This is a genomic window from Arthrobacter sp. W4I7 (assembly GCF_030816215.1).
In the GTDB taxonomy this organism is placed as follows: Bacteria; Actinomycetota; Actinomycetes; order Actinomycetales; family Micrococcaceae; genus Arthrobacter; species Arthrobacter siccitolerans_A.
Window position 1 is genome coordinate 2,155,443 of the sequence record NZ_JAUSXU010000001.1, and the last position, 18,613, is coordinate 2,174,055.

General features: G+C 65.6%; 13 protein-coding genes. 5 read left to right on the top strand and 8 right to left on the bottom strand.

What is annotated here, in order from left to right:
- Positions 1 to 42 precede the first annotated feature (42 nt).
- The 3 genes from QF047_RS10020 to QF047_RS10030 all read left to right on the top strand — a co-directional run bounded on the left by QF047_RS10020 (position 43) and on the right by QF047_RS10030 (position 4,546).
- Positions 43 to 2,589, top strand: a complete 2,547-nt coding sequence (locus QF047_RS10020) for an RNA helicase (protein WP_307276265.1) — start codon at positions 43 to 45, stop codon at positions 2,587 to 2,589.
- Positions 2,590 to 2,678: 89 nt separating this feature from the next.
- The gene (locus QF047_RS10025) at positions 2,679 to 3,179 is read left to right on the top strand and encodes a GNAT family N-acetyltransferase (RefSeq protein WP_307276268.1); all 501 of its coding nucleotides are present in this window, start codon (positions 2,679 to 2,681) and stop codon (positions 3,177 to 3,179) included.
- Positions 3,180 to 3,184: 5 nt separating this feature from the next.
- Positions 3,185 to 4,546 carry an alpha/beta fold hydrolase gene (locus tag QF047_RS10030; protein WP_307276270.1) on the top strand — a complete coding sequence of 454 codons (1,362 nt, stop codon included), beginning with the start codon at positions 3,185 to 3,187 and terminating at the stop codon, positions 4,544 to 4,546.
- Between the two features lie 20 nt (positions 4,547 to 4,566).
- On the opposite strand, the gene QF047_RS10035 is transcribed toward QF047_RS10030, so the two are convergent.
- From QF047_RS10035 to coaE, 4 genes are all read right to left on the bottom strand, one after another.
- On the bottom strand, positions 4,567 to 5,913 hold the full coding sequence (locus QF047_RS10035; RefSeq protein WP_307276272.1) for an MFS transporter: 1,347 nt from the start codon (positions 5,911 to 5,913) through the stop codon (positions 4,567 to 4,569).
- Between the two features lie 109 nt (positions 5,914 to 6,022).
- Positions 6,023 to 7,051 (bottom strand): TerC family protein, encoded by a 1,029-nt coding sequence (locus tag QF047_RS10040; RefSeq protein WP_306633301.1) that lies wholly within the window; start codon positions 7,049 to 7,051, stop codon positions 6,023 to 6,025.
- A 203-nt stretch (positions 7,052 to 7,254) separates the two neighbouring features.
- Complete coding sequence (uvrB, locus tag QF047_RS10045; RefSeq protein WP_307276278.1) at positions 7,255 to 9,351, bottom strand: excinuclease ABC subunit UvrB; 2,097 nt, start codon at positions 9,349 to 9,351, stop codon at positions 7,255 to 7,257.
- A 120-nt stretch (positions 9,352 to 9,471) separates the two neighbouring features.
- Positions 9,472 to 10,692, bottom strand: a complete 1,221-nt coding sequence (gene coaE / locus QF047_RS10050; RefSeq protein ID WP_307276279.1) for a dephospho-CoA kinase — start codon at positions 10,690 to 10,692, stop codon at positions 9,472 to 9,474.
- A gap of 214 nt (positions 10,693 to 10,906) precedes the next feature.
- On the opposite strand from coaE, the gene QF047_RS10055 reads away from it, so the two are divergent.
- Together QF047_RS10055 and QF047_RS10060 are read left to right on the top strand one after the other, a co-directional pair.
- A complete protein-coding gene (locus QF047_RS10055; RefSeq protein WP_306633295.1) occupies positions 10,907 to 11,596 on the top strand; it encodes a YigZ family protein in 690 nt (229 codons plus the stop codon).
- Positions 11,580 to 12,092, top strand: coding sequence for a GNAT family N-acetyltransferase (locus QF047_RS10060; RefSeq protein ID WP_306633292.1), 513 nt, complete (start codon positions 11,580 to 11,582; stop codon positions 12,090 to 12,092). The genes QF047_RS10055 and QF047_RS10060 overlap by 17 nt, the downstream gene beginning before the upstream one ends.
- A gap of 127 nt (positions 12,093 to 12,219) precedes the next feature.
- Here QF047_RS10060 and rpsA read toward each other — a convergent pair whose 3' ends face one another.
- The 4 genes from rpsA to polA form a co-directional block, all read right to left on the bottom strand.
- The gene (rpsA, locus tag QF047_RS10065) at positions 12,220 to 13,698 is read right to left on the bottom strand and encodes a 30S ribosomal protein S1 (RefSeq protein WP_013600871.1); all 1,479 of its coding nucleotides are present in this window, start codon (positions 13,696 to 13,698) and stop codon (positions 12,220 to 12,222) included.
- A gap of 226 nt (positions 13,699 to 13,924) precedes the next feature.
- Positions 13,925 to 14,347, bottom strand: coding sequence for a DUF6098 family protein (locus tag QF047_RS10070; RefSeq protein WP_306633289.1), 423 nt, complete (start codon positions 14,345 to 14,347; stop codon positions 13,925 to 13,927).
- Between the two features lie 151 nt (positions 14,348 to 14,498).
- Positions 14,499 to 15,788, bottom strand: coding sequence for a GNAT family N-acetyltransferase (locus QF047_RS10075; RefSeq protein WP_373427801.1), 1,290 nt, complete (start codon positions 15,786 to 15,788; stop codon positions 14,499 to 14,501).
- Between the two features lie 73 nt (positions 15,789 to 15,861).
- Positions 15,862 to 18,546, bottom strand: coding sequence for a DNA polymerase I (gene polA / locus QF047_RS10080; RefSeq protein ID WP_373427802.1), 2,685 nt, complete (start codon positions 18,544 to 18,546; stop codon positions 15,862 to 15,864).
- Between the last annotated feature and the right edge of the window lie 67 nt (positions 18,547 to 18,613).

An 18,613-nucleotide genomic window follows, 5' to 3' on the forward strand; every position in this document is an offset into this window, starting at 1 on the left:
CCGCGAGATACCGGGCGCGTCCGGGCACTAAGCTGGAAAACAATGAAACTCGTTGACCAGCTGCCCGATATCTCCGTCCGGGACCTGCCCGCGTCCGCCGTCGATCCCGACGCCCTTTACTCGCGATTCCTCGAATGGACGGAGAGCCGCGGCCTGGACCTGTACCCCGCGCAGGACGAGGCGATCATGGAGCTGGCAACCGGCGCCAACGTAATCCTCGCCACCCCCACAGGCTCCGGAAAGTCGCTGGTGGCCATCGCCGCGCACTTCCAGGCGATGGCCCAGGGCCGGCGCAGTTACTACACCGCCCCTATTAAGGCGCTGGTCTCGGAAAAGTTCTTTGCGCTCTGCGAGATTTTCGGGGCCGAAAACGTAGGGATGATCACCGGCGATTCCGGCGTCAACCAAGACGCAGCCATCATCTGCTGCACGGCCGAAATCCTGGCCAACACTGCCCTCCGGGAAGGGGCAGCCGCGGACCTCGGTTCCGTGATCATGGACGAGTTCCACTTCTATTCGGACCCGCAGCGCGGTTGGGCCTGGCAGGTACCCCTGCTGGAGCTCCCCCAGGCACAGTTCCTCCTGATGTCGGCCACGCTGGGTGACGTGAGCAGGTTCGAAAAGGGCCTGACGGACCTGACCGGGCGGCCCACCACCACGGTGAGCTCAGCCGAAAGGCCCATCCCGCTGCATTACTACTACCACGAGACTCCCGTCCACGAGACGCTGGAGGAGCTGCTGTCCACCAGGCAGGTGCCCGTTTACGTGGTGCACTTCAGCCAGATCGAGGCGATCGACCGCGCGCAGACGCTGATGAGCATCAACGTGTGCACCCGCGAGGAGAAGGACAAGATCGCGGACCTAATCGCCAACTTCCGGTTCGCCGCCGGCTTCGGCAAGACCCTCAACCGGCTGGTGCGGCACGGCATTGGGGTGCACCACGCCGGGATGCTGCCGAAGTACCGCCGCCTCGTGGAACAGCTGGCCCAGGCCGGACTGCTCAAAGTCATCTGCGGCACGGACACGTTGGGGGTGGGCATCAATGTGCCGATCCGCACGGTGCTCCTGACCGCCTTGAGCAAGTACGACGGCGTACGCACCAGGCAGCTAAACTCACGTGAGTTCCACCAGATTGCCGGCCGTGCCGGGCGGGCCGGCTACGATACCGCCGGCACCGTGGTGGTGCAGGCCCCCGAGCACGTGACGGAAAACGTCAAGGCGATGGCCAAGGCCGTTGCCAAGTTCGGTGACGACCAGAAGAAGCTGCGCCAGGTGGTCAAAAAGAAGCCGCCCGAGGGTTTTGTCTCCTGGGGCGAGCCAACATTCAAACGGCTGGTGGAATCGGTGCCGGACCCGCTGAGTTCAAGCTTTACGGTGACGCACGCCATGCTGATGAACCTGATGGAACGTCCGGGCGACCCCTTTGCCGCCGCCCGCCGGCTGCTGACGGAGAACCACGAAACCCGTTCTTCCCAGCTCCAGCTCATGAAGAAGGCGCTGGGAATCTACCGTGAACTGCTGGCCGCCGAAGTGGTGGAGCGGATCCCTCCCGAGCAGCAGGGACCGGACGGCCGGACCGTCCGCCTCACTGTCCACCTTCAGCCCAACTTCGCCCTGAACCAGCCGCTCTCCCCGTTCGCACTCGCCGCACTGGAGCTCCTTGATCCGGAGTCGCCGTCGTACGCCCTGGACGTGGTCTCCGTGATCGAGGCAACGCTCGAAAAGCCGCGCCAGATCCTCTCCGCACAGCAAAAGAAGGCCCGCGGCGAGGCCATCGCGGCCATGAAGGCCGACGGCATCGAGTACGACCAGCGGATGGCCATGCTGGAAGAGGTGACGTACCCGCAGCCGCTGGCTGACATCCTGGGCGAAGCGTTTGAGGTGTACCGCAAGGCGGCCCCCTGGGTGGGTGACTTCGAACTGGCGCCTAAATCCGTGGTACGGGACATGTACGAACGGGCCATGAATTTTGGCGAGTTCGTGCAGTTCTACGGACTGGCCCGCTCGGAAGGCATTGTGCTGCGGTACCTCGCGGACGCCTTCAAGGCCCTGCGGCAGACGGTCCCGCAGGACATGCTGCGCGATGACCTCGAAGACCTCAATGCCTGGCTCGGCGAGCTGGTCCGCCAGGTTGACTCCAGCCTGCTGGACGAGTGGGAGGAACTGGCCTCCGGGGCGGCACCAACCCCGCACGACGCACCGCCGCCTCCCCCGCCGTCGCTCACGTCCAACATCCGCGCCTTCCGCGTGATGGTGCGCAACGAGATGTTCCGCCGCGTGGAGCTGTTCGCGGACGAGGACGCGGAGGCCCTGGGCGAACTGGACAGCGCCGCCGGCTGGGACGCCGGACGCTGGGAGGACGCACTCGACGACTACTTCGACGAGCACAACGACATCGGCACCGGCCCGGACGCCCGCGGGCCCGGGCTGCTGATGATCACGGAGGAACCCGGGGTGTGGAAGGTCCGGCAGATCTTTGACGACCCCGCCGGGAACCACGACTGGGGTATTTCCGCGGAGGTGGACCTGGACGCATCCAACGAATCCGGGACGGCCGTACTCCGGGTCACGGACGTTAATCGGCTCTGACCGCCGGCTCTGGCCTGCAGCGTTCGCCTGCAGCATTGGCCTGCGCGCTGCTGCCTGCGCAGGCCCGCCGGCGGCGGTAAGCTCGAACAATGAGTGTAATCCGCCCTGCAACCCCGCACGACGTCCCCGCGATCCTTCGTATGATCCACGAACTGGCGCACTACGAAAAGGAACCGGACGCCGTCCGCAACACCCCGGACATGCTGGCGCAGGTGCTCTTCGGCGATAACCCGCGGGTCTTCGCCGCGATGGCGGAGAACGATAACGGGGAAGTGCGCGGCTTCGCATTGTGGTTCCTCAACTACTCCACCTGGGAAGGTGTGCACGGGATCTACCTGGAAGACCTCTACGTCAACCCGGAGGCCCGCGGCGAGGGGCACGGCAAAGCCTTGCTGCAGCACCTGGCCGGAATCGCCGTCGAAAACGGCTACGCAAGGGTGGAGTGGAGCGTCCTGGACTGGAACGAGCCCTCCATCAACTTCTACCGGCGCCTCGGTGCCCGGCCCATGGACGGCTGGTCCACATTCCGGCTCACCGGCCAGGCGCTGGAGCAGTTCGGCAGCGCCGTTCCGGCCGCCGCCAATGGCTGACGCCCATGCCTGAAGCACGGGTGGCCGCCGGCCGCCTGACCTCCGGAACCGGGACTGTCCAGCACGAGATCAGGGCCCGGCACAAATTCCGCGGCCTGCGGACCGTGGAGCACTACTTCACGGTGCCCCTGGACCATTTCGGCGCCTCCGGCAGTTCCGAAACCATTACCCTCTTTGCCCGCGAGTACGTTTCGGCTGCCCACAGCCCTGAAGAAGCGGCGAGGCTGCCCTGGTTGCTGTTCCTGCAGGGCGGCCCGGGCGGCCGCGGCAACAGGTTTGGCTCCCTGGGGGGCTGGAGCAAGGCGGCGGGCAAGGACTTTCGCATCCTGATGCTGGACCAGCGCGGCACCGGCCTGTCCACCCCCCTGGACCGGAACACGCTCCCGCTGCGGGGGGCGGCGGCAGAGCAGGCAGCCTATCTGGAGCATTTCCGCGCGGACTCGATCGTGGCCGACGCCGAACTGATCCGTGCTGCGCTTGATTCGCCGCCCTGGACCATTTACGGGCAGAGCTACGGCGGCTTTTGCGCGCTCACTTACCTCTCCTTCGCTCCAGAGGGCCTGCTCGAAGTGTTGATCACCGGCGGCCTCGCACCGCTCGACACCCCGGCGGACGATGTTTACCGGGCAACGTTCAAGCGGGTGGCGGCACGTAATGCCGAATACTTCACCTGGTACCCGGAGGACCGGAGCTCGGTTGACACGATCGCACGCCATTTACGGACCACACCGGAGTTCCTGCCCGACGGCAGCCCCCTCACCGTGGAGCGCTTCCAGATGGCAGGCGCCTTCCTGGGTGGCAACACGAGGGTGGACAGCCTCCATTACCTGCTGGAGGATGCGTTCGCGGGCGCTTCCGAGGGCACCCGGCTAACGGACTCGTTCCTTGAGCAGGTCCAGGGCATCGTGTCCCGCCGCTCCAACCCCCTGTATGCCCTGATGCATGAGTCCATCTACGGGCAGGGCGAAGCCACAGACTGGTCGGCATGGCGGGTACTGCGCGAGTTCCCGGAGTTCCGGCCGGACGCGGACACGCTGCTGCTCACCGGCGAAATGGTGTATCCGTGGTACTTCGACCAGGACCCTGCCCTGCGGCCGCTCCGCGAAGTTGCCGGACTGCTGGCGGCCAAGCCGGACTGGAAGCCGCTCTACGATGCGGGGCGCCTTGCCGCCAACACCGTGCCGGTCGCGGCCGCCGTCTACTCGGACGACATCTATGTGGACCGCGATCTGTCCCTGGAGACGGCCGCGGCGGTCCGCGGGCTGCAGGTCTGGGAAACCCCGGACTTCCACCATGACGGGATCGCCGACGACGGCGAAGGGATCTTCAACCGTCTGCTGGGAATGACGCGCGGGGTCCGGAGCTAAGCTGCGGCCGCTCCGGCAATTTAGGGAGCCGCTGACTTCCCGGACTGTGCCACCCGCATCACTATGGCGGCGGCCAGCACCGCCACTCCCACCACGGCGCCCGCCATGTTCAGCCCCAGGTAGCCGGACTGGCTAAGGACCAGCCCGGACGTCGCACCGCCCAGTGCGCCGGCAGCGCCCATCAGCATGTCCGAAACACCCTGGACCACCACACGGGATTCCTGGGCAACGCTCTCGGCAAGGAGGGTGGAGCCGGAAATGGTGGACGCGGACCAGCCAATGCCCAGCAGGACAAGCCCCACCGCCACGGCGACGGTGGACGCCTGGCCGAATCCGGCAACGGCGACGGCCGCGATCATAATGGCGAAGCCGATGATGACGGTTTCCGTCCTGCCCACCTTGTCTGTCAGCCAGCCCATCACCGGTGACAACGCGAACATCCCGGCGATGTGCAGGGAAATGGTGAAGCCGATGATCACCAGGACGTCGCCGCTGGCAGCATGGCCGGCGTGGACCGGCCCGGCCACCAGTTCCTGCAGGTGCAGCGGCGTCATGGACATGACGCCCACCATCACCCCGTGGGCTCCTACCACCGCGGCCAGCGCCAACAGGGCTGCGCGGGACCCGCGGATGGCCCGCATCCCGCGGAGGAGTGACCCGGGGACCCGGCCTTGCAGGGCAGCGGGTTCATGAACGGGCTGGCTGCTGGACTGATCCGCCGCCCGCCCGGCTGCAAGTTCCCGCGCCAGCAGCAGCGGGTCCGGCCGGAGGCCAACAAACAGCAGGACGACGGCGAGCAGGAGTCCCGCCCCGGAGATCACAAAGGGACCCGCGACCGGCGGGAGGCCAAGCGCCTGGCCCACTACCGCCCCGGGCTGGATCAGGTTGGGGCCGGTCACCGCCCCGACTGTTACAGCCCACACAACGGCGGACAGTGCCCTGCCGCGGTGTTCGGCGTCGGCAAGGTCCACCGCGGCGAAGCGTGCCTGCAGGCTCGCAGCGGTGCCGAGCCCGATGCCGGCCGCGCCCAGGACGAGCAGGACAAACAGGCCGGTGACCACCGCCAGAACCATCAGCAGGGCACCCGCCAAGGCAGCCGAGAGTCCCGCCACCTGGCCAACGCGGCGTCCCCGCCGGTCAGCCAGCGAAGCAAGGGGCAGGGCGGCCAGTGCGGCGCCGAGGGTCATCACCGTGGCCACCGCGCCCGCCCAGGCACTGGAACCGGAGAGCTCCACGGCCAGGATGGAACCGATGGAAACCGTCGCCCCGGTCCCGATGCCGCCAAACACCTGGGCTGCACTCAACAGCACCACGGTGCGGCGCTGCACCTGGCGCACTCCGGTTTCCGTCATCAAAGTGCCGGCCATGCTCCGAGCATAGTCCTCGGCGCAGCCGTCCTGCAGGGCGGGTTTTAAGCAGGTAATCCCGGCCGCGAAGGGCGGCCGGGATTACGTGTTCAGCAGAAGCGGAAATGTACTAGTCGACGTCGCTGTGGGTCTTCCGCGCGTCTTCCTCGAGCCGGGGATCCATGCGGGCTTCCTTGGCCTTGGAGCTGACCAGGCTGGCCACCACTGCAACCAGGATGGTGCCAACGATGACTGCCAGGGAGACGAAGGTGGGAATCTCGGGAGCCCATTCGATGTGCCGGCCACCGTTGATGAACGGCAGTTCGTTCACGTGCATCGCGTGCAGGACCAGCTTGATGCCGATGAACGCCAGGATGACGGACAGTGCGTGCTTCAGGTAGATCAGGCGGTTCATGAGGCCGCCCAGCAGGAAGTACAGCTGGCGCAGACCCATCAGGGCGAAGAGGTTTGCGGTGAACACAATAAACGGGCTCTGGGTGAGTCCGAAGATGGCGGGGATGGAGTCGACGGCGAACAGCAGGTCGGTCATGCCGATGGTGATGAACACGATGACCATCGGGGTGAAGACCTTCTTGCCGTTCACCACGGTGCGGAGCTTGCCGCCGTCGTACTTCTCCGACATCGGAATGACTTTGCGGATCTTCGCGATGAGCGGGTTTTCCCGGTCCTCTTCGTCTTCGCCTTCATCCTGTGCCTGCTTCCAGGCGGTCCACAGCAGGAAGGCGCCGAAAATGTAGAACACCCAGCTGAACTGTTCGATCACGATGGCGCCGAGCAGGATGAAGATGCCGCGCAGGATCAGGGCGATGATGATGCCCACCATCAGCACTTCCTGCTGGTATTTCCGTGGCACGGAGAACCTGGCCATGATAATGATGAAGACAAACAGGTTGTCGATGCTGAGGCTGTATTCGGTGACCCAGCCGGCGACGAACTGTCCGCCGTGTTCCGGTCCGGTGAAAGCAAACATCGCGCCGGCGAACACCAGGGCCAGGGTGACGTAGAACGCCACCCACAGTCCGGCTTCCTTCATGGAGGGTTCGTGGGGGCGCCGGACCACCATAAGCAGGTCGGCGAGGATAATCAGGCCAAGGACGACAAAAGTGCCGACCTCGAACCACAGCGGCAATTCGAGCACAGGGTAGCCTTTCGCAGGGTACAGAGATGCGGTGTAAGTCTCTCCGGCCTGCCTGTGCACTTGGTGCTGATGCGGCGGCCCGCTACGCCCGGCGGGGCAACCATGCCCTGCGTGTTGACGATCGTAGCGCTTGGGATACTCCCCTACGTGACGTTAACTGTACCCCAGGAGGATGCCGGACCGCTTCAGCGAGTGTGTGTGCGTCAGGCGTGCCCGGCCGCCTGCATCTGGCGCAGTTCCTTCTTCAGCTCGCTGACTTCGTCCCTGATCCGCGCGGCCACCTCGAACTGGAGCTCGGCTGCCGCCCCGTGCATCTGCTCGGTCAGCTGCTCGATGAGTCCCACCAGGTCCTCGGCCGGAGCTGCGGCGAGACCGTCCGAACGCACTTGAGCGGCGCCCTTGGCTGCCGCCTTCCGCTTGCCGCCCTTGGCCAGGCGGTTGTTGCTGAGCAGTTCCTGGGTGTCGGCGTCTTCCTTGGCCAGTTGGTCGGTGATGTCCGCGATCTTCTTCCGCAGCGGCTGCGGGTCGATGCCCTTCTCCGTGTTGTAGGCCACCTGGATGGCGCGGCGCCGGTTGGTCTCGTCGATGGCGTGGGCCATGGAATCGGTAATTCGGTCCGCGTACATGTGGACCTGGCCGGACACGTTGCGGGCGGCACGCCCGATGGTCTGGATCAGGGAGGTGGAGGAGCGCAGGAAGCCTTCCTTGTCGGCATCCAGGATGCTGACGAGGGAGACTTCCGGCAGGTCAAGGCCTTCACGGAGGAGGTTGATGCCCACCAGAACGTCGAAGCTGCCCATCCGCAGTTCACGGAGCAGTTCAACCCGCCGCAGGGTGTCCACGTCGGAGTGCAGGTACTCCACCTTGACGCCGTGGCCCAGCAGGTAGTCCGTGAGGTCCTCCGCCATGCGCTTGGTCAGCGTGGTGACCAGAACGCGCTCGTCCTTTTCCACCCGGTTCCTGATTTCGCCCAAGAGGTCGTCGATCTGGCCCTTGGTGGGTTTGACGACGACCTCAGGGTCGATCAGGCCGGTGGGGCGGATGATCTGCTGGACGAAACCGTCGGCCTTGCCCAGCTCGTACTTGCCGGGGGTCGCGGAGAGGTAAACCGTCTGCCCGATCCGTTCCAGGAACTCATCCCACTTCAGCGGCCGGTTGTCCATGGCGGACGGAAGCCGGAAACCGTGGTCCACCAGGGTGCGCTTGCGGGACATATCCCCTTCGTACATCGCCCCGATCTGCGGAATGGTCACGTGGGATTCATCCACCACCAGCAGGAAATCGTCCGGGAAGTAGTCGATGAGGCAGTGCGGGGCCGTGCCGGTGCCGCGGCCATCGATGTGCCGCGAATAGTTCTCGATGCCGTTGCAGAAGCCCATCTGCTGCATCATCTCGAGGTCGTAGGTGGTGCGCATCCGCAGGCGCTGCGCCTCCACAAGCTTGTTCTGGCCCTCCAGTGCGGCGAGCCGGGTGGCGAGTTCATCCTCGATGGACTTGATGGCGCGGGTCATCCGCTCCGGTCCGGCCACGTAGTGCGAGGCGGGGAAGACGTACATCTCGGTTTCTTCCCGGATGACCTCGCCGGTGAGCGGATGAAGGGTGTAGATGTTCTCCACTTCGTCCCCGAAGAATTCGATCCGCAGGGCCAGTTCCTCGTACATGGGGATGATCTCGACCGTATCGCCCCGGACCCGGAAGGTACCGCGGTGGAAGTCCATGTCGTTGCGGGTGTACTGCATGGAAACGAACTTGCGCAACAGCGCGTCCCGGTTCATTTCCTGCCCCTTGCGGAGGGTGACCATGCCGGCGATGTACTCTTCGGGTGTGCCCAGGCCGTAGATGCAGGACACGGTGGCCACCACGATGACATCGCGGCGCGTCAGGAGGGCGTTGGTGGCGGAGTGGCGCAGCCGCTCCACTTCCTCGTTGATGGACGAGTCCTTCTCGATGAAGGTGTCCGTCTGCGGCACATAGGCTTCCGGCTGGTAGTAGTCGTAGTAGGAGACGAAGTACTCCACCGCGTTGTTGGGCAGCAGCTCCCGGAATTCGTTGGCCAGCTGCGCGGCGAGGGTCTTGTTCTGCACCATCACCAGGGTGGGCCGCTGGACCTGCTCGATCAGCCAGGCTGTGGTGGCACTTTTGCCGGTACCGGTGGCGCCGAGCAGCACCACGTCCTTTTCACCGTTTTTGATGCGCTCCGTCAGTTCCGCGATGGCGGCGGGCTGGTCACCTGCCGGCTTGAACTCGCTGATCACCTCGAACGGTGCCACAACCCGATTGATCTCCTGCGCAAGACTCATGGGTCTAATCTACAACCGGGCACCGACACCAGCAGGGCCAGTCCGTTACGGGCGAACAAGCAGGACTGCTTCAGGGAAGCGTCCGGCGGGCGGCATGCAGGGAGAGCGGGCGGCAACCTGTCAGGATACGGACGACGGCGCCTGCCAGCCGGAGCGTTCGGCCCACCGTTCCAGGGGTGCTGCGGCGGCCGTGAACCAGTCCTCCTTGGCATCGGCATAACCGACCGTGGATCCGTCGTTGGAGTGGGCAGCGGCCAGCCGGCGTTTCAAGGCCAGGTATTCCGCCGCGGCTGCCGGGTCGGCGCGGAGCCAGTCGCGGAAGCACAAGGCAAAGCGCCAGCCGGCGGAACCCGCGGCCCGGACGTGCAGGTTGACGTCGCGCGCCGGGTCGGCGTTGGCGTGGAAGCGTTTCTGCCAGTCTTCCCGGCCGTGATGTCCGGGATGGGGGGTATCGGAATGGATTCCGGGAACCACGGGGAACCCGGCGGCGGCCAGCGCGGGGGCGAGGGCGTCTGCAACATCAAGGTCAGGGACCGTGAGCTGCAGGTCGATGATGTCCTTGGCGTCGAGCCCGGGGACTGCGGTGGACCCGATGTGGTCCAGCCGCAGTGCGTCCCGATGCTCGGCAGGCAGTGCCTTGGCAATCCTGTTCATCAGCCGTTCTGCCTGCTGCGGCCACAGCGGGTCCGCGGGTACCAGCACGGGTCCGCGGTTCCTTTCGGCGCGCGCTCCTGCCGCAAGGTTCCGCGTGAAGGGCAGCAGCCGGTGATCCCAGAGCCGGTCCACCTGGCCCAACAAGTCCTGCACAGTGCCGGAGTTGTCCAGGACTACGTCGGCCGCGGCCAGCCGGTCCTCCCGCATGGCCTGGGCAGCCATCCGGGAACGTGCGGCGTCCTCGGTCATGCCCCGGTGCTCCAACATCCGCTGGAGCCTGATGTCCTCCGGCGCGTCCACCACCACAACGAGGTGGAAGTCGCTGCCCTGCCCGGTTTCCACGAGGAGCGGAATGTCCTGCACCACTACAGCGTCATCGTGTGCTGCCGCCACCAGGGCCGCGGCGCGGGCACGTACCAGCGGGTGGACGATCCCGTTCAGGACCGCGAGGCGTTCAGGGTTTCCGAACACCAAAGCGCCAAGCTTCGGCCGGTCCAGGCGGCCGTCGCGGGCAAGCACCCCGTCCCCGAACTCCGCCGCGATCCGCTGCAGCCCCTCAGTTCCCGGTTCCACCACTTCCCGTGCCAGCGCATCAGCGTCCACCAGCACTGCTCCGCGCTCCTTCAACCGCGCGGCAACCACTGACTTTCCAGAGGCGATGCCGCCCGTTAGACCAATTTTCAGCACTCCACCACCGTAATCCCCACCGCTCCCCTGAGCTCGCTTCGCTCACCCAGGGAACCCTCGCGGCGTGGGCCCATCCACCGCTACCCTGACCTCGCTGCGCTCCACCCAGGGAACCCTCGCGGCGTAGGCCCATCCACCGCTGCCCTGACCTCGCTGCGCTCCACCCAGGGAACCCTCGCGGCGTGGGCAACCCATCACAACTAGACTTGGGCGCGTGCAACAGCAAGAGAGCCGGACTGCCAGCTACACGACGCTGGCGCCCGGACCGGATTTCCGCCACGAGATCGAGATCAAGCGGTCCAGGTTCATCACAGTCCTGCGCCGGGCGGGCACCGAAGACGAGGCCCGGGACCTGGTAGCCGGCCTCCGCCGCGAATTCCATGACGCCCGGCACCACTGTTCAGCCTTCATCATCGGCCCGGACCGGGACATCCAGCGCTCCAGTGACGACGGCGAACCGTCAGGAACAGCGGGAATCCCCATGCTTGAAGCCCTCGCCAAAAGGGAAACAGCGCCCGGGGTGGCCGACCTCAGCGACGTCAGTGCCGTCGTCGTACGCTACTTCGGCGGGGTCCTGCTGGGAGCGGGCGGACTGGTCCGCGCGTACTCCGAGTCCGTATCCTCAGCGCTGGCCCTGGCGCCGATGGTGCGCCGGAGCCGGCTGCGCATCTGCGCCGCCGAAGTGCCGCACGCTGCTGCCGGCAGGCTGGAAAACGACCTCCGGGCCGCGGGCTTCGTCATGGCCGAAACAAGCTACGCCGCCCGGCATACGGTCCTCCGCGTGGCCGTACCGGACCAGGCTGCGGCTATCGCCGGCGCCGCGGAACGCCTGCAGGTGCTGACCGCAGGCAACGCGCACCTGGCGCCCGAAGGAACGGAATGGGTGGATGTCGCACCCTCCTGAGGTGTCCCTGGCGGACGTGGATGAAACCGTGCTGGATCAACTCCTCGAACTGGCAAAGCGTGACGCTTCCCCGGACGAGGTGGCTCCCCCGCTGGGCGGTCCAGGCTGGAACCTGGAGCGGACCGCCTGGTTCTTCGGCTATCACCGTGCTGCCTCTGATGGCCTGGACGGGGAAGCCGGTGAGAAAACCTGGGCAATCCGCGCCGATGGCATTCTCGCGGGGTCCATCCGGCTCAAGCGCGTCGATGCCGGCAACGGCCGGGAAGTGGCGGAGACGGGCCTCTGGCTGGGCAGGAGCTTCCGGTCCCGTGGCATCGGAAGCGCCGCGCTGCGCCTGGTCCTGGCCGAGGCGCGCGAAGCCGGTATGTTCCGGGTGACCGCCCGCACCCTTGCCGGAAACGTCGGTGCACAGCGGCTTCTTGCCTCCGCCGGCGCCGTGCTCACGCCCGACGACGACGGAACGGTACACGCCGTCGTCGACCTCGCAACGAACTAGCAGCTAAAGCACCGAAACGCGCCTTTTTTGAGGCTTGAACTGCCGTTCACCTGGGTGTTAAACACAACGGACCCCCTGCCGGGGGGCAGAGGGTCCGTTGCGGTGGCCCGGAAAGGGCCGGCGGCAATTAGTTGCCGGTCAGCTTCTCGCGCAGAGCAGCAAGAGCCTCGTCGGATGCAAGCGTGCCTGCACCGGCGTTGGACTCAGCAGCCGGCTCCGAGGAGTAGCTGGTGGTGCCGGAATCGCTGTCACCGGACGTTGCAGCTGCAGCGTCGTCGGCAGCGTGCTGGGCAACCTGCTTCTTGTGGGCTTCCCAACGGGTCTGGGCGTCAGCGTACTGCTGCTCCCAGGCGGCGCGCTGGTTCTCGTAGCCTTCAAGCCACTCGTTGGACTCGGGATCGAAGCCCTCGGGGTACTTGTAGTTGCCCTCTTCGTCGTACTCTGCGGCCATGCCGTACAGAGCCGGATCGAATTCGGTGCTGTCGGCGTCGACGCCCTCGTTGGCCTGCTTGAGGGACAGCGAGATGCGGCGGCGTTCGAGGTCGATGTCGATGACCTTGACGAACAGCTCGTCGCCAACGGAGACAACCTGCTCGGCCAGCTCCACGTGGCGGACTGCCAGCTCGGAGATGTGGACCAGGCCTTCGATGCCGTCTTCGACGCGGACAAACGCACCGAACGGAACGAGCTTGGTGACCTTACCCGGAACAACCTGGCCGAGGGCGTGGGTGCGGGCGAAGGTCTGCCACGGATCTTCCTGCGTAGCCTTGAGCGACAGGGAGACGCGCTCGCGGTCCAGGTCCACCTCGAGAACCTCGACGGTGACTTCCTGGCCAACTTCAACAACCTCGGACGGGTGGTCGATGTGCTTCCAGGACAGCTCGGAAACGTGAACCAGGCCGTCTACGCCGCCCAGGTCCACGAAGGCACCGAAGTTGACGATGGAGGAAACGACGCCGGGACGGACCTGGCCCTTTTCCAGCTTGTTGAGGAACGTGGAGCGGACCTCGGACTGGGTCTGCTCGAGCCATGCGCGGCGGGACAGGACCACGTTGTTGCGGTTCTTGTCCAGCTCGATGATCTTGGCTTCGATCTGCTGGCCGATGTACGGAGCCAGGTCGCGCACACGGCGCATCTCGACGAGGGATGCGGGCAGGAAGCCGCGCAGGCCGATGTCGAGGATAAGACCACCCTTGACGACCTCGATGACGGTACCGGTGACAACACCGTCTTCTTCCTTGACCTTCTCGATGTCGCCCCAGGCACGCTCGTACTGAGCGCGCTTCTTGGAGAGGATCAGGCGGCCTTCTTTGTCTTCCTTGGTGAGCACCAGGGCTTCGACCTGATCGCCAACGGAGACAACGTCTCCGGGATCAACGTCGTGCTTGATGGAAAGCTCGCGGGAGGGGATGACACCTTCGGTCTTGTAACCGATGTCGAGCAGAACTTCATCGCGGTCGACCTTGACGACGGTACCCTCGACGAGGTCTCCGTCGTTGAAGTACTTGATGGTCGCGTCGACTGCTGCGAGGAAGTCCTCAGCGGTACCGATGTCGTTAATCGCGACTACGGGGGTACCGGGCTTCTCGGTGGAGGTGATGGTCATGTAGTAGGGGCTCCGTTGTGGATAGTTAGTCGGTCAGGTGACCACCACTTCCGGGCACTGACCTGGAGGCGGAGCGCGGCGGATTGCCGGGTCATCCTGATTGCGTGGCGTTCAAATGCGAACCAAAGCTGCGCACACGTAACACACGCCCGTTTATTCTAGTCGCTGCGCCCAACATGGGTCAAAGCGGCCGTTCGGCGGCAGGGCCCATGGTCCGCCGGCCGCGTCACGGGCCCTGCCGTGCGTTAAACCGTTCCTCGTAAACCCGTTCCGCTTCCTCCAGCAGCCCGTTCGTGAGCCGGCCAAGCGGGTGAATGTCGGCCAGCAGCGGCTCGCAGTCCGGTCCCCGGCCCACGCACTTCCCGGTGAGGATCCAGGCGTGCCGGTCCTGTCTCCTGCCCAGATGCAGGTACTGGCAGATCTGCCGGGCCAGCCAGTCCCTCAACGGCCTCGTCCACCACTCTTCGGGTGTTAACGGGTTGACCGAGAGACCTGGCAGTGTCAGTCCGCTTTCGGTGTCGGTACTTCCGGAGCCCGCGTCTGCCTCATACCCCCGGGAGTAGCGGACATAAACGCGTTCCTCTCCCCGGACAATGTCTTCGAGTTCGCGCAGTGTGCCGATAACACCTTCATCCGCTTCATCGGGCATCGCTGCCTCCTCAAACGAAATGATCAAGCCATCGGGTAAACAACGGCCTGGATGAAGTGCGCGGTCGGCTTCACGACATATTCAGCGTACCCGGCTGCCCGGGAAGTGTCAGGGGCTCATGGAAACCCAAGGAAAGCAGCAGCGGCGGCGGTCAGAAGTGGGTGAGGCAGTGCGTCGATCTTTCGACGGCGAACAGGTGCCGGGCCTTCAGCGATGAGCCTAGAGTGTTCTCCCCGACCCGTCCCGCAGCCGTCAGGGTGACCGGACAAACGGCGCCCAGGTAGATCGAGGACAGGGCCGAAACGTCCAGGGACAAATCTGCCCTGGCACCTTCCGGGAGGCGTTCGACGACGGCCTGGCCGCCGTCGACATCAAGGGCGAAAGTTCCTGCAGTGAGGCCGAGGGGGTCGTGGACTTCGAGGACCAGCCGGCCGTCCGCCGGGTAGTGCCTGGCCTCCAGCGCCTTGGGGACGTCGAGAATGCGGAGCCACAGCATATCCCGGCTGTCCGAGGAAGCGATGCAGCGGGGGTCAGTGAGGGCCCATGCCAGTGGATCGTCAAGCGGCGCCTCAGCCCAGGAGACGCGCTCCACGAGATCGATGGCAGCGAGGAACTGCCACAGCTCCAGGTACGCGCTGTTTCCTGCCGCCACCAGGTCAACCACTTCCACCGTGTAGGGCTCCGTGTCCCATCCCAGGAACTTGTAGGAGACGTAACCGTCCACTGTTCCATCTTTTGAATAGTGGAGGGCCACCTTAATGGCCGCGTCCTCCTTGCCGTCCCGGCCAAGCGACCCCGATGCCAGCTGCCGGGACCACTCCTGCCGGCTGATCGAACCCGGCGTGAGCCGGTGCACGCGGTCAAAAACCTCAGGGGCCACCTGCAGCAGGACCTTCGGGTCTGCGATCTCGACACTGCCCGCAGGCTGGTGCCGGAGGCTGAACCGCGCCGTGGTGTCCACGGCGACCTTGCGCTCGAAGCTGGCCACACCGTACCCGAAACGGCCGTAAATGGTTCCTTCGGAGGCGGTGAGGGCCGCCATCGCGACGCCGTCCTCCCGGGCCAGGCGCAGGTCCTCGCTCATCAGCCGGCGCAGGAGGCCGCGCCGGCGGTGCGAAGTGCGGACTGTCACGGCCGTGACCAGCTGGCTTTCAAGGGTCCGGCCGAAACCGATATTGAGGCTCTTCCGGAAGGTGGCAAAGGTCGCCACCGGAACGTCGGCCGGCAACGAGGACGGTGCCACCTGTCCCGTCTGGTAGGCGCCGGTCAACATCCGGCCGTCAATTTCGTAGGTGGCCATGGACCTTGCCACGTGTTCCGGTGTCCGGGTGGACTCGTGGAACCCGAAGGCCACGGCCCGGGCCCAGGCGGCCGCTTCCGCATAGCCGTCCTTGCCTTCGGACACCGCAGGGAATCGCCGGATCTCATAGTTACCGCTCAGTTCAGCCACCCGTCCGAGCCTAGCCAATAAGTCCCCCGTCCAGTACCCGGCGCCTTCCAGTGCCCGCGAAAGCCTAGTGCCCGGCGTCGTACCAGCTGGGGCCGACGCCGATCTGGACCTCCAGCGGAACGCTGAGGTCCGCGGCGGCGCCCATCTGGTCGGTGACCAGCTTCTCCACCGCTGCGCGCTCCCCTGCGGCGACTTCCAGCACCAGTTCGTCATGGACCTGCAGCAGCATCCGGGACTTGAGGCCCTGGGACTGGAGCTCGGCGTGGACGCCGAGCATGGCCCGTTTGATGATGTCCGCAGCCGAGCCCTGGATGGGGCTGTTAAGCGCGATCCGTTCGGCGTTTTCCCGGAGCTGCCGGTCCGTGCTGGTCAGGTCGGGCAGGTACCGCCGGCGTCCCTCGATGGTTGCCGTGTAGCCATCCACGCGGGCCTGGTCCACCACGCCGCGCAGGTAGTCGCGGACCGCGCCGAACCGGTCGAAGTAGTCCTTCATGAGGCTGCGTGCCTCGTCCACCGAGATCTCCAGCTGCTTGGACAGGCCGAAGGAGGTCAGCCCGTAGGCGAGGCCGTAGGACATGGCCTTCACCTTGGAGCGCATGGCGCTGGTGACTTCCCCGGTGGGGACGTGGAAGATGTTCGAGCCCACGAACCGGTGCAGGTCCTCCCCGTCCTTGTACGCCTGGATCAGGCCGGCATCACCGGAGAGGTGGGCCATGATGCGCATTTCGATCTGCGAATAATCCGCGGAGAGCAGGCATTCGTACCCGTCGCTGACCACGAAGATCCCGCGGACCCGGCGGCCCTCCTCGCTGCGGATGGGGATGTTCTGGAGGTTGGGGTTGTTGGACGAGATCCGCCCCGTCGCCGCAACGTTCTGGGCGTACGTGGTGTGGATCCGGCCGTCCTCCGCCACCGACTTCTTCAGCGACTCCAGCATTTGGCGCAGCTTGGATGCTTCACGGTGGGCCATGAGCTGGACCAGGAACTCGTGACCCGTTTTGTCCAGGAGGTTTTTCAAGGAGGCGGCATCGGTGGTGTAGCCGGACTTGATCTTTTTGGTCTTGGGCAGCTGGAGTTCCTCGAACAGCACGGTCTGCAGCTGTTTGGGTGAACCGAGGTTGACCTCGTGGCCAATCGCCGCGAACGCCTGCTCCTGGGCATTGTCAATGACCCTGGAAAGGTCAGCGAGCTGCTCGTCCATCCTGGCCATGTCGATGCCGATGCCGGCAAGCTCCATGTCAGCCAGCACACGGCTGACCGGAAGTTCGAGCGTGGAGAGCAGTTCCTCGGCGCTGCGCTCCTTCAGTTCCGCTGCAAAGAAGCGGCTCAGTTCAAGCACGACGGCGGCGGCCTGCACCAGCGCCCCCGCGGCGGCTTCGTCGTCGCCGTCGAAGGACAGTTCCAGCTGGCCGGCCTTGGCAGTGGCGGCGGGGATGCCCACGTTGAGGTGGTGCTGGGCGAGTTCGGCGAGCTCGTACGTGCGCCGGTCCGGCTCGATAAGGTAGCCGGAGATGGAGGTGTCATCCACCACGCCTTCGAGCTCCAGTCCCCGGGAGGACAGGGCCTTCAGCGCGGCCTTAAACCCGTGCATCACCTTGGGCGATTCGGGGTCGCGGAGCCAGCCGGCCAGGACGTTTTCCGCCTCGGCGTCCTGGCTGCTGAGATCGATGTAGGCGGCGGCGCCGTCCCGGACGATGGCCAGGCCGGCGGCGTCCTCGCCGATCCGCCCGGGAACCAGGTCCACGGCGAGGGCGGACCGCTGGCCGGCACCTGCCGCCAGGAATGCGGCGAGCTCCGCGGCCCCCGCGGGTGTGGTGAAGTCGGGGGTCTCGATGCTCGCCCGCTCGGGCGCGGGGGTGTCGTCGTCGCCATAGAGGGCAAAGAGCCGGCCCCTGATGGCCTTGAATTCGAGCTGGTCGAAGAGATCCTCAAGGGCGGCCTGGTCAGGGCGGGGCTGGTACAGGTCATCCAGGGTTACCGGAAGTTCAAGGTCCGGGAGGAGCCTGTTCAACCGGCGGTTGCGCTTCACGGACTCGACATTCTCGCGCAGCGCGTCTCCCACCTTTCCGCCGATGGAATCCAGGTTTTCCAGGACGCCTTCAAGCCCGCCGTAAAGGTTGATCCATTTGGCGGCAGTCTTGGGACCCACGCCGGGCACGCCCGGCAGGTTGTCGGCCGTCTCCCCCACCAGTGCGGCGAGGTCCGAATACCGGTCCGGGCTGACGAAGTACTTCGCCTCAATGGCCGCGGCGTCCATCCTGGGGATGTCGCTGACGCCCTTCTTGGGGTAGAGCACAAAAACGTGGTCCGTGATCAGCTGGAACGCGTCCCGGTCACCGGAAACCAGCAGAACTTCGAAGCCGGCCTTTTCGCCCATGGCGGCAAGGGTGGCAAGAATGTCGTCAGCCTCGTAGCCGGGCATTGCGATGGTCTTGATGCCCCAGGCCTGCATCACCTGCGCGATGAGATCGATCTGGTTGTTCATCTCGCGGGGGGTCTCGTTGCGGCCGCCCTTGTATTCGCTGTATTCGGCCTTGCGGTGGGTGGTCTCATCCGAGACGTCGAAGGCGACGGCGATGTGCGTGGGCTGCTGTTCCTTGATGAGGTTGATCAGCATGGAGGTGAAGCCGTGGATGGCGTTGGTGTGCTGCCCGTTCGCCGTGGAGAACTTGTCCGCGGGCAGTGCAAAAAAGGCGCGGAAGGCCATCGAATGTCCATCCAGGACCAGCAGCCGCGGCTGGCCGGTGATGGGAACGACGGGTGCGGCCGTTGCTGAAACCGATCCGCCGGCCGGGGTTTGTGCCTCGTCCTGATCT

Bases quoted from the DNA above. Each gene is read 5' to 3' on its own strand.
- QF047_RS10025 (WP_307276268.1), top strand. From the start codon at position 2,679: ATGAGTGTAATCCGCCCTGCAACCCCGCACGACGTCCCCGCGATCCTT.
- QF047_RS10030 (WP_307276270.1), top strand. From the start codon at position 3,185: ATGCCTGAAGCACGGGTGGCCGCCGGCCGCCTGACCTCCGGAACCGGG.
- rpsA (WP_013600871.1), bottom strand. From the start codon at position 13,698: ATGACCATCACCTCCACCGAGAAGCCCGGTACCCCCGTAGTCGCGATT.
- QF047_RS10020 (WP_307276265.1), top strand. From the start codon at position 43: ATGAAACTCGTTGACCAGCTGCCCGATATCTCCGTCCGGGACCTGCCC.
- QF047_RS10070 (WP_306633289.1), bottom strand. From the start codon at position 14,347: ATGCCCGATGAAGCGGATGAAGGTGTTATCGGCACACTGCGCGAACTC.
- uvrB (WP_307276278.1), bottom strand. From the start codon at position 9,351: ATGAGTCTTGCGCAGGAGATCAATCGGGTTGTGGCACCGTTCGAGGTG.
- QF047_RS10035 (WP_307276272.1), bottom strand. From the start codon at position 5,913: ATGGCCGGCACTTTGATGACGGAAACCGGAGTGCGCCAGGTGCAGCGC.
- QF047_RS10060 (WP_306633292.1), top strand. From the start codon at position 11,580: ATGTCGCACCCTCCTGAGGTGTCCCTGGCGGACGTGGATGAAACCGTG.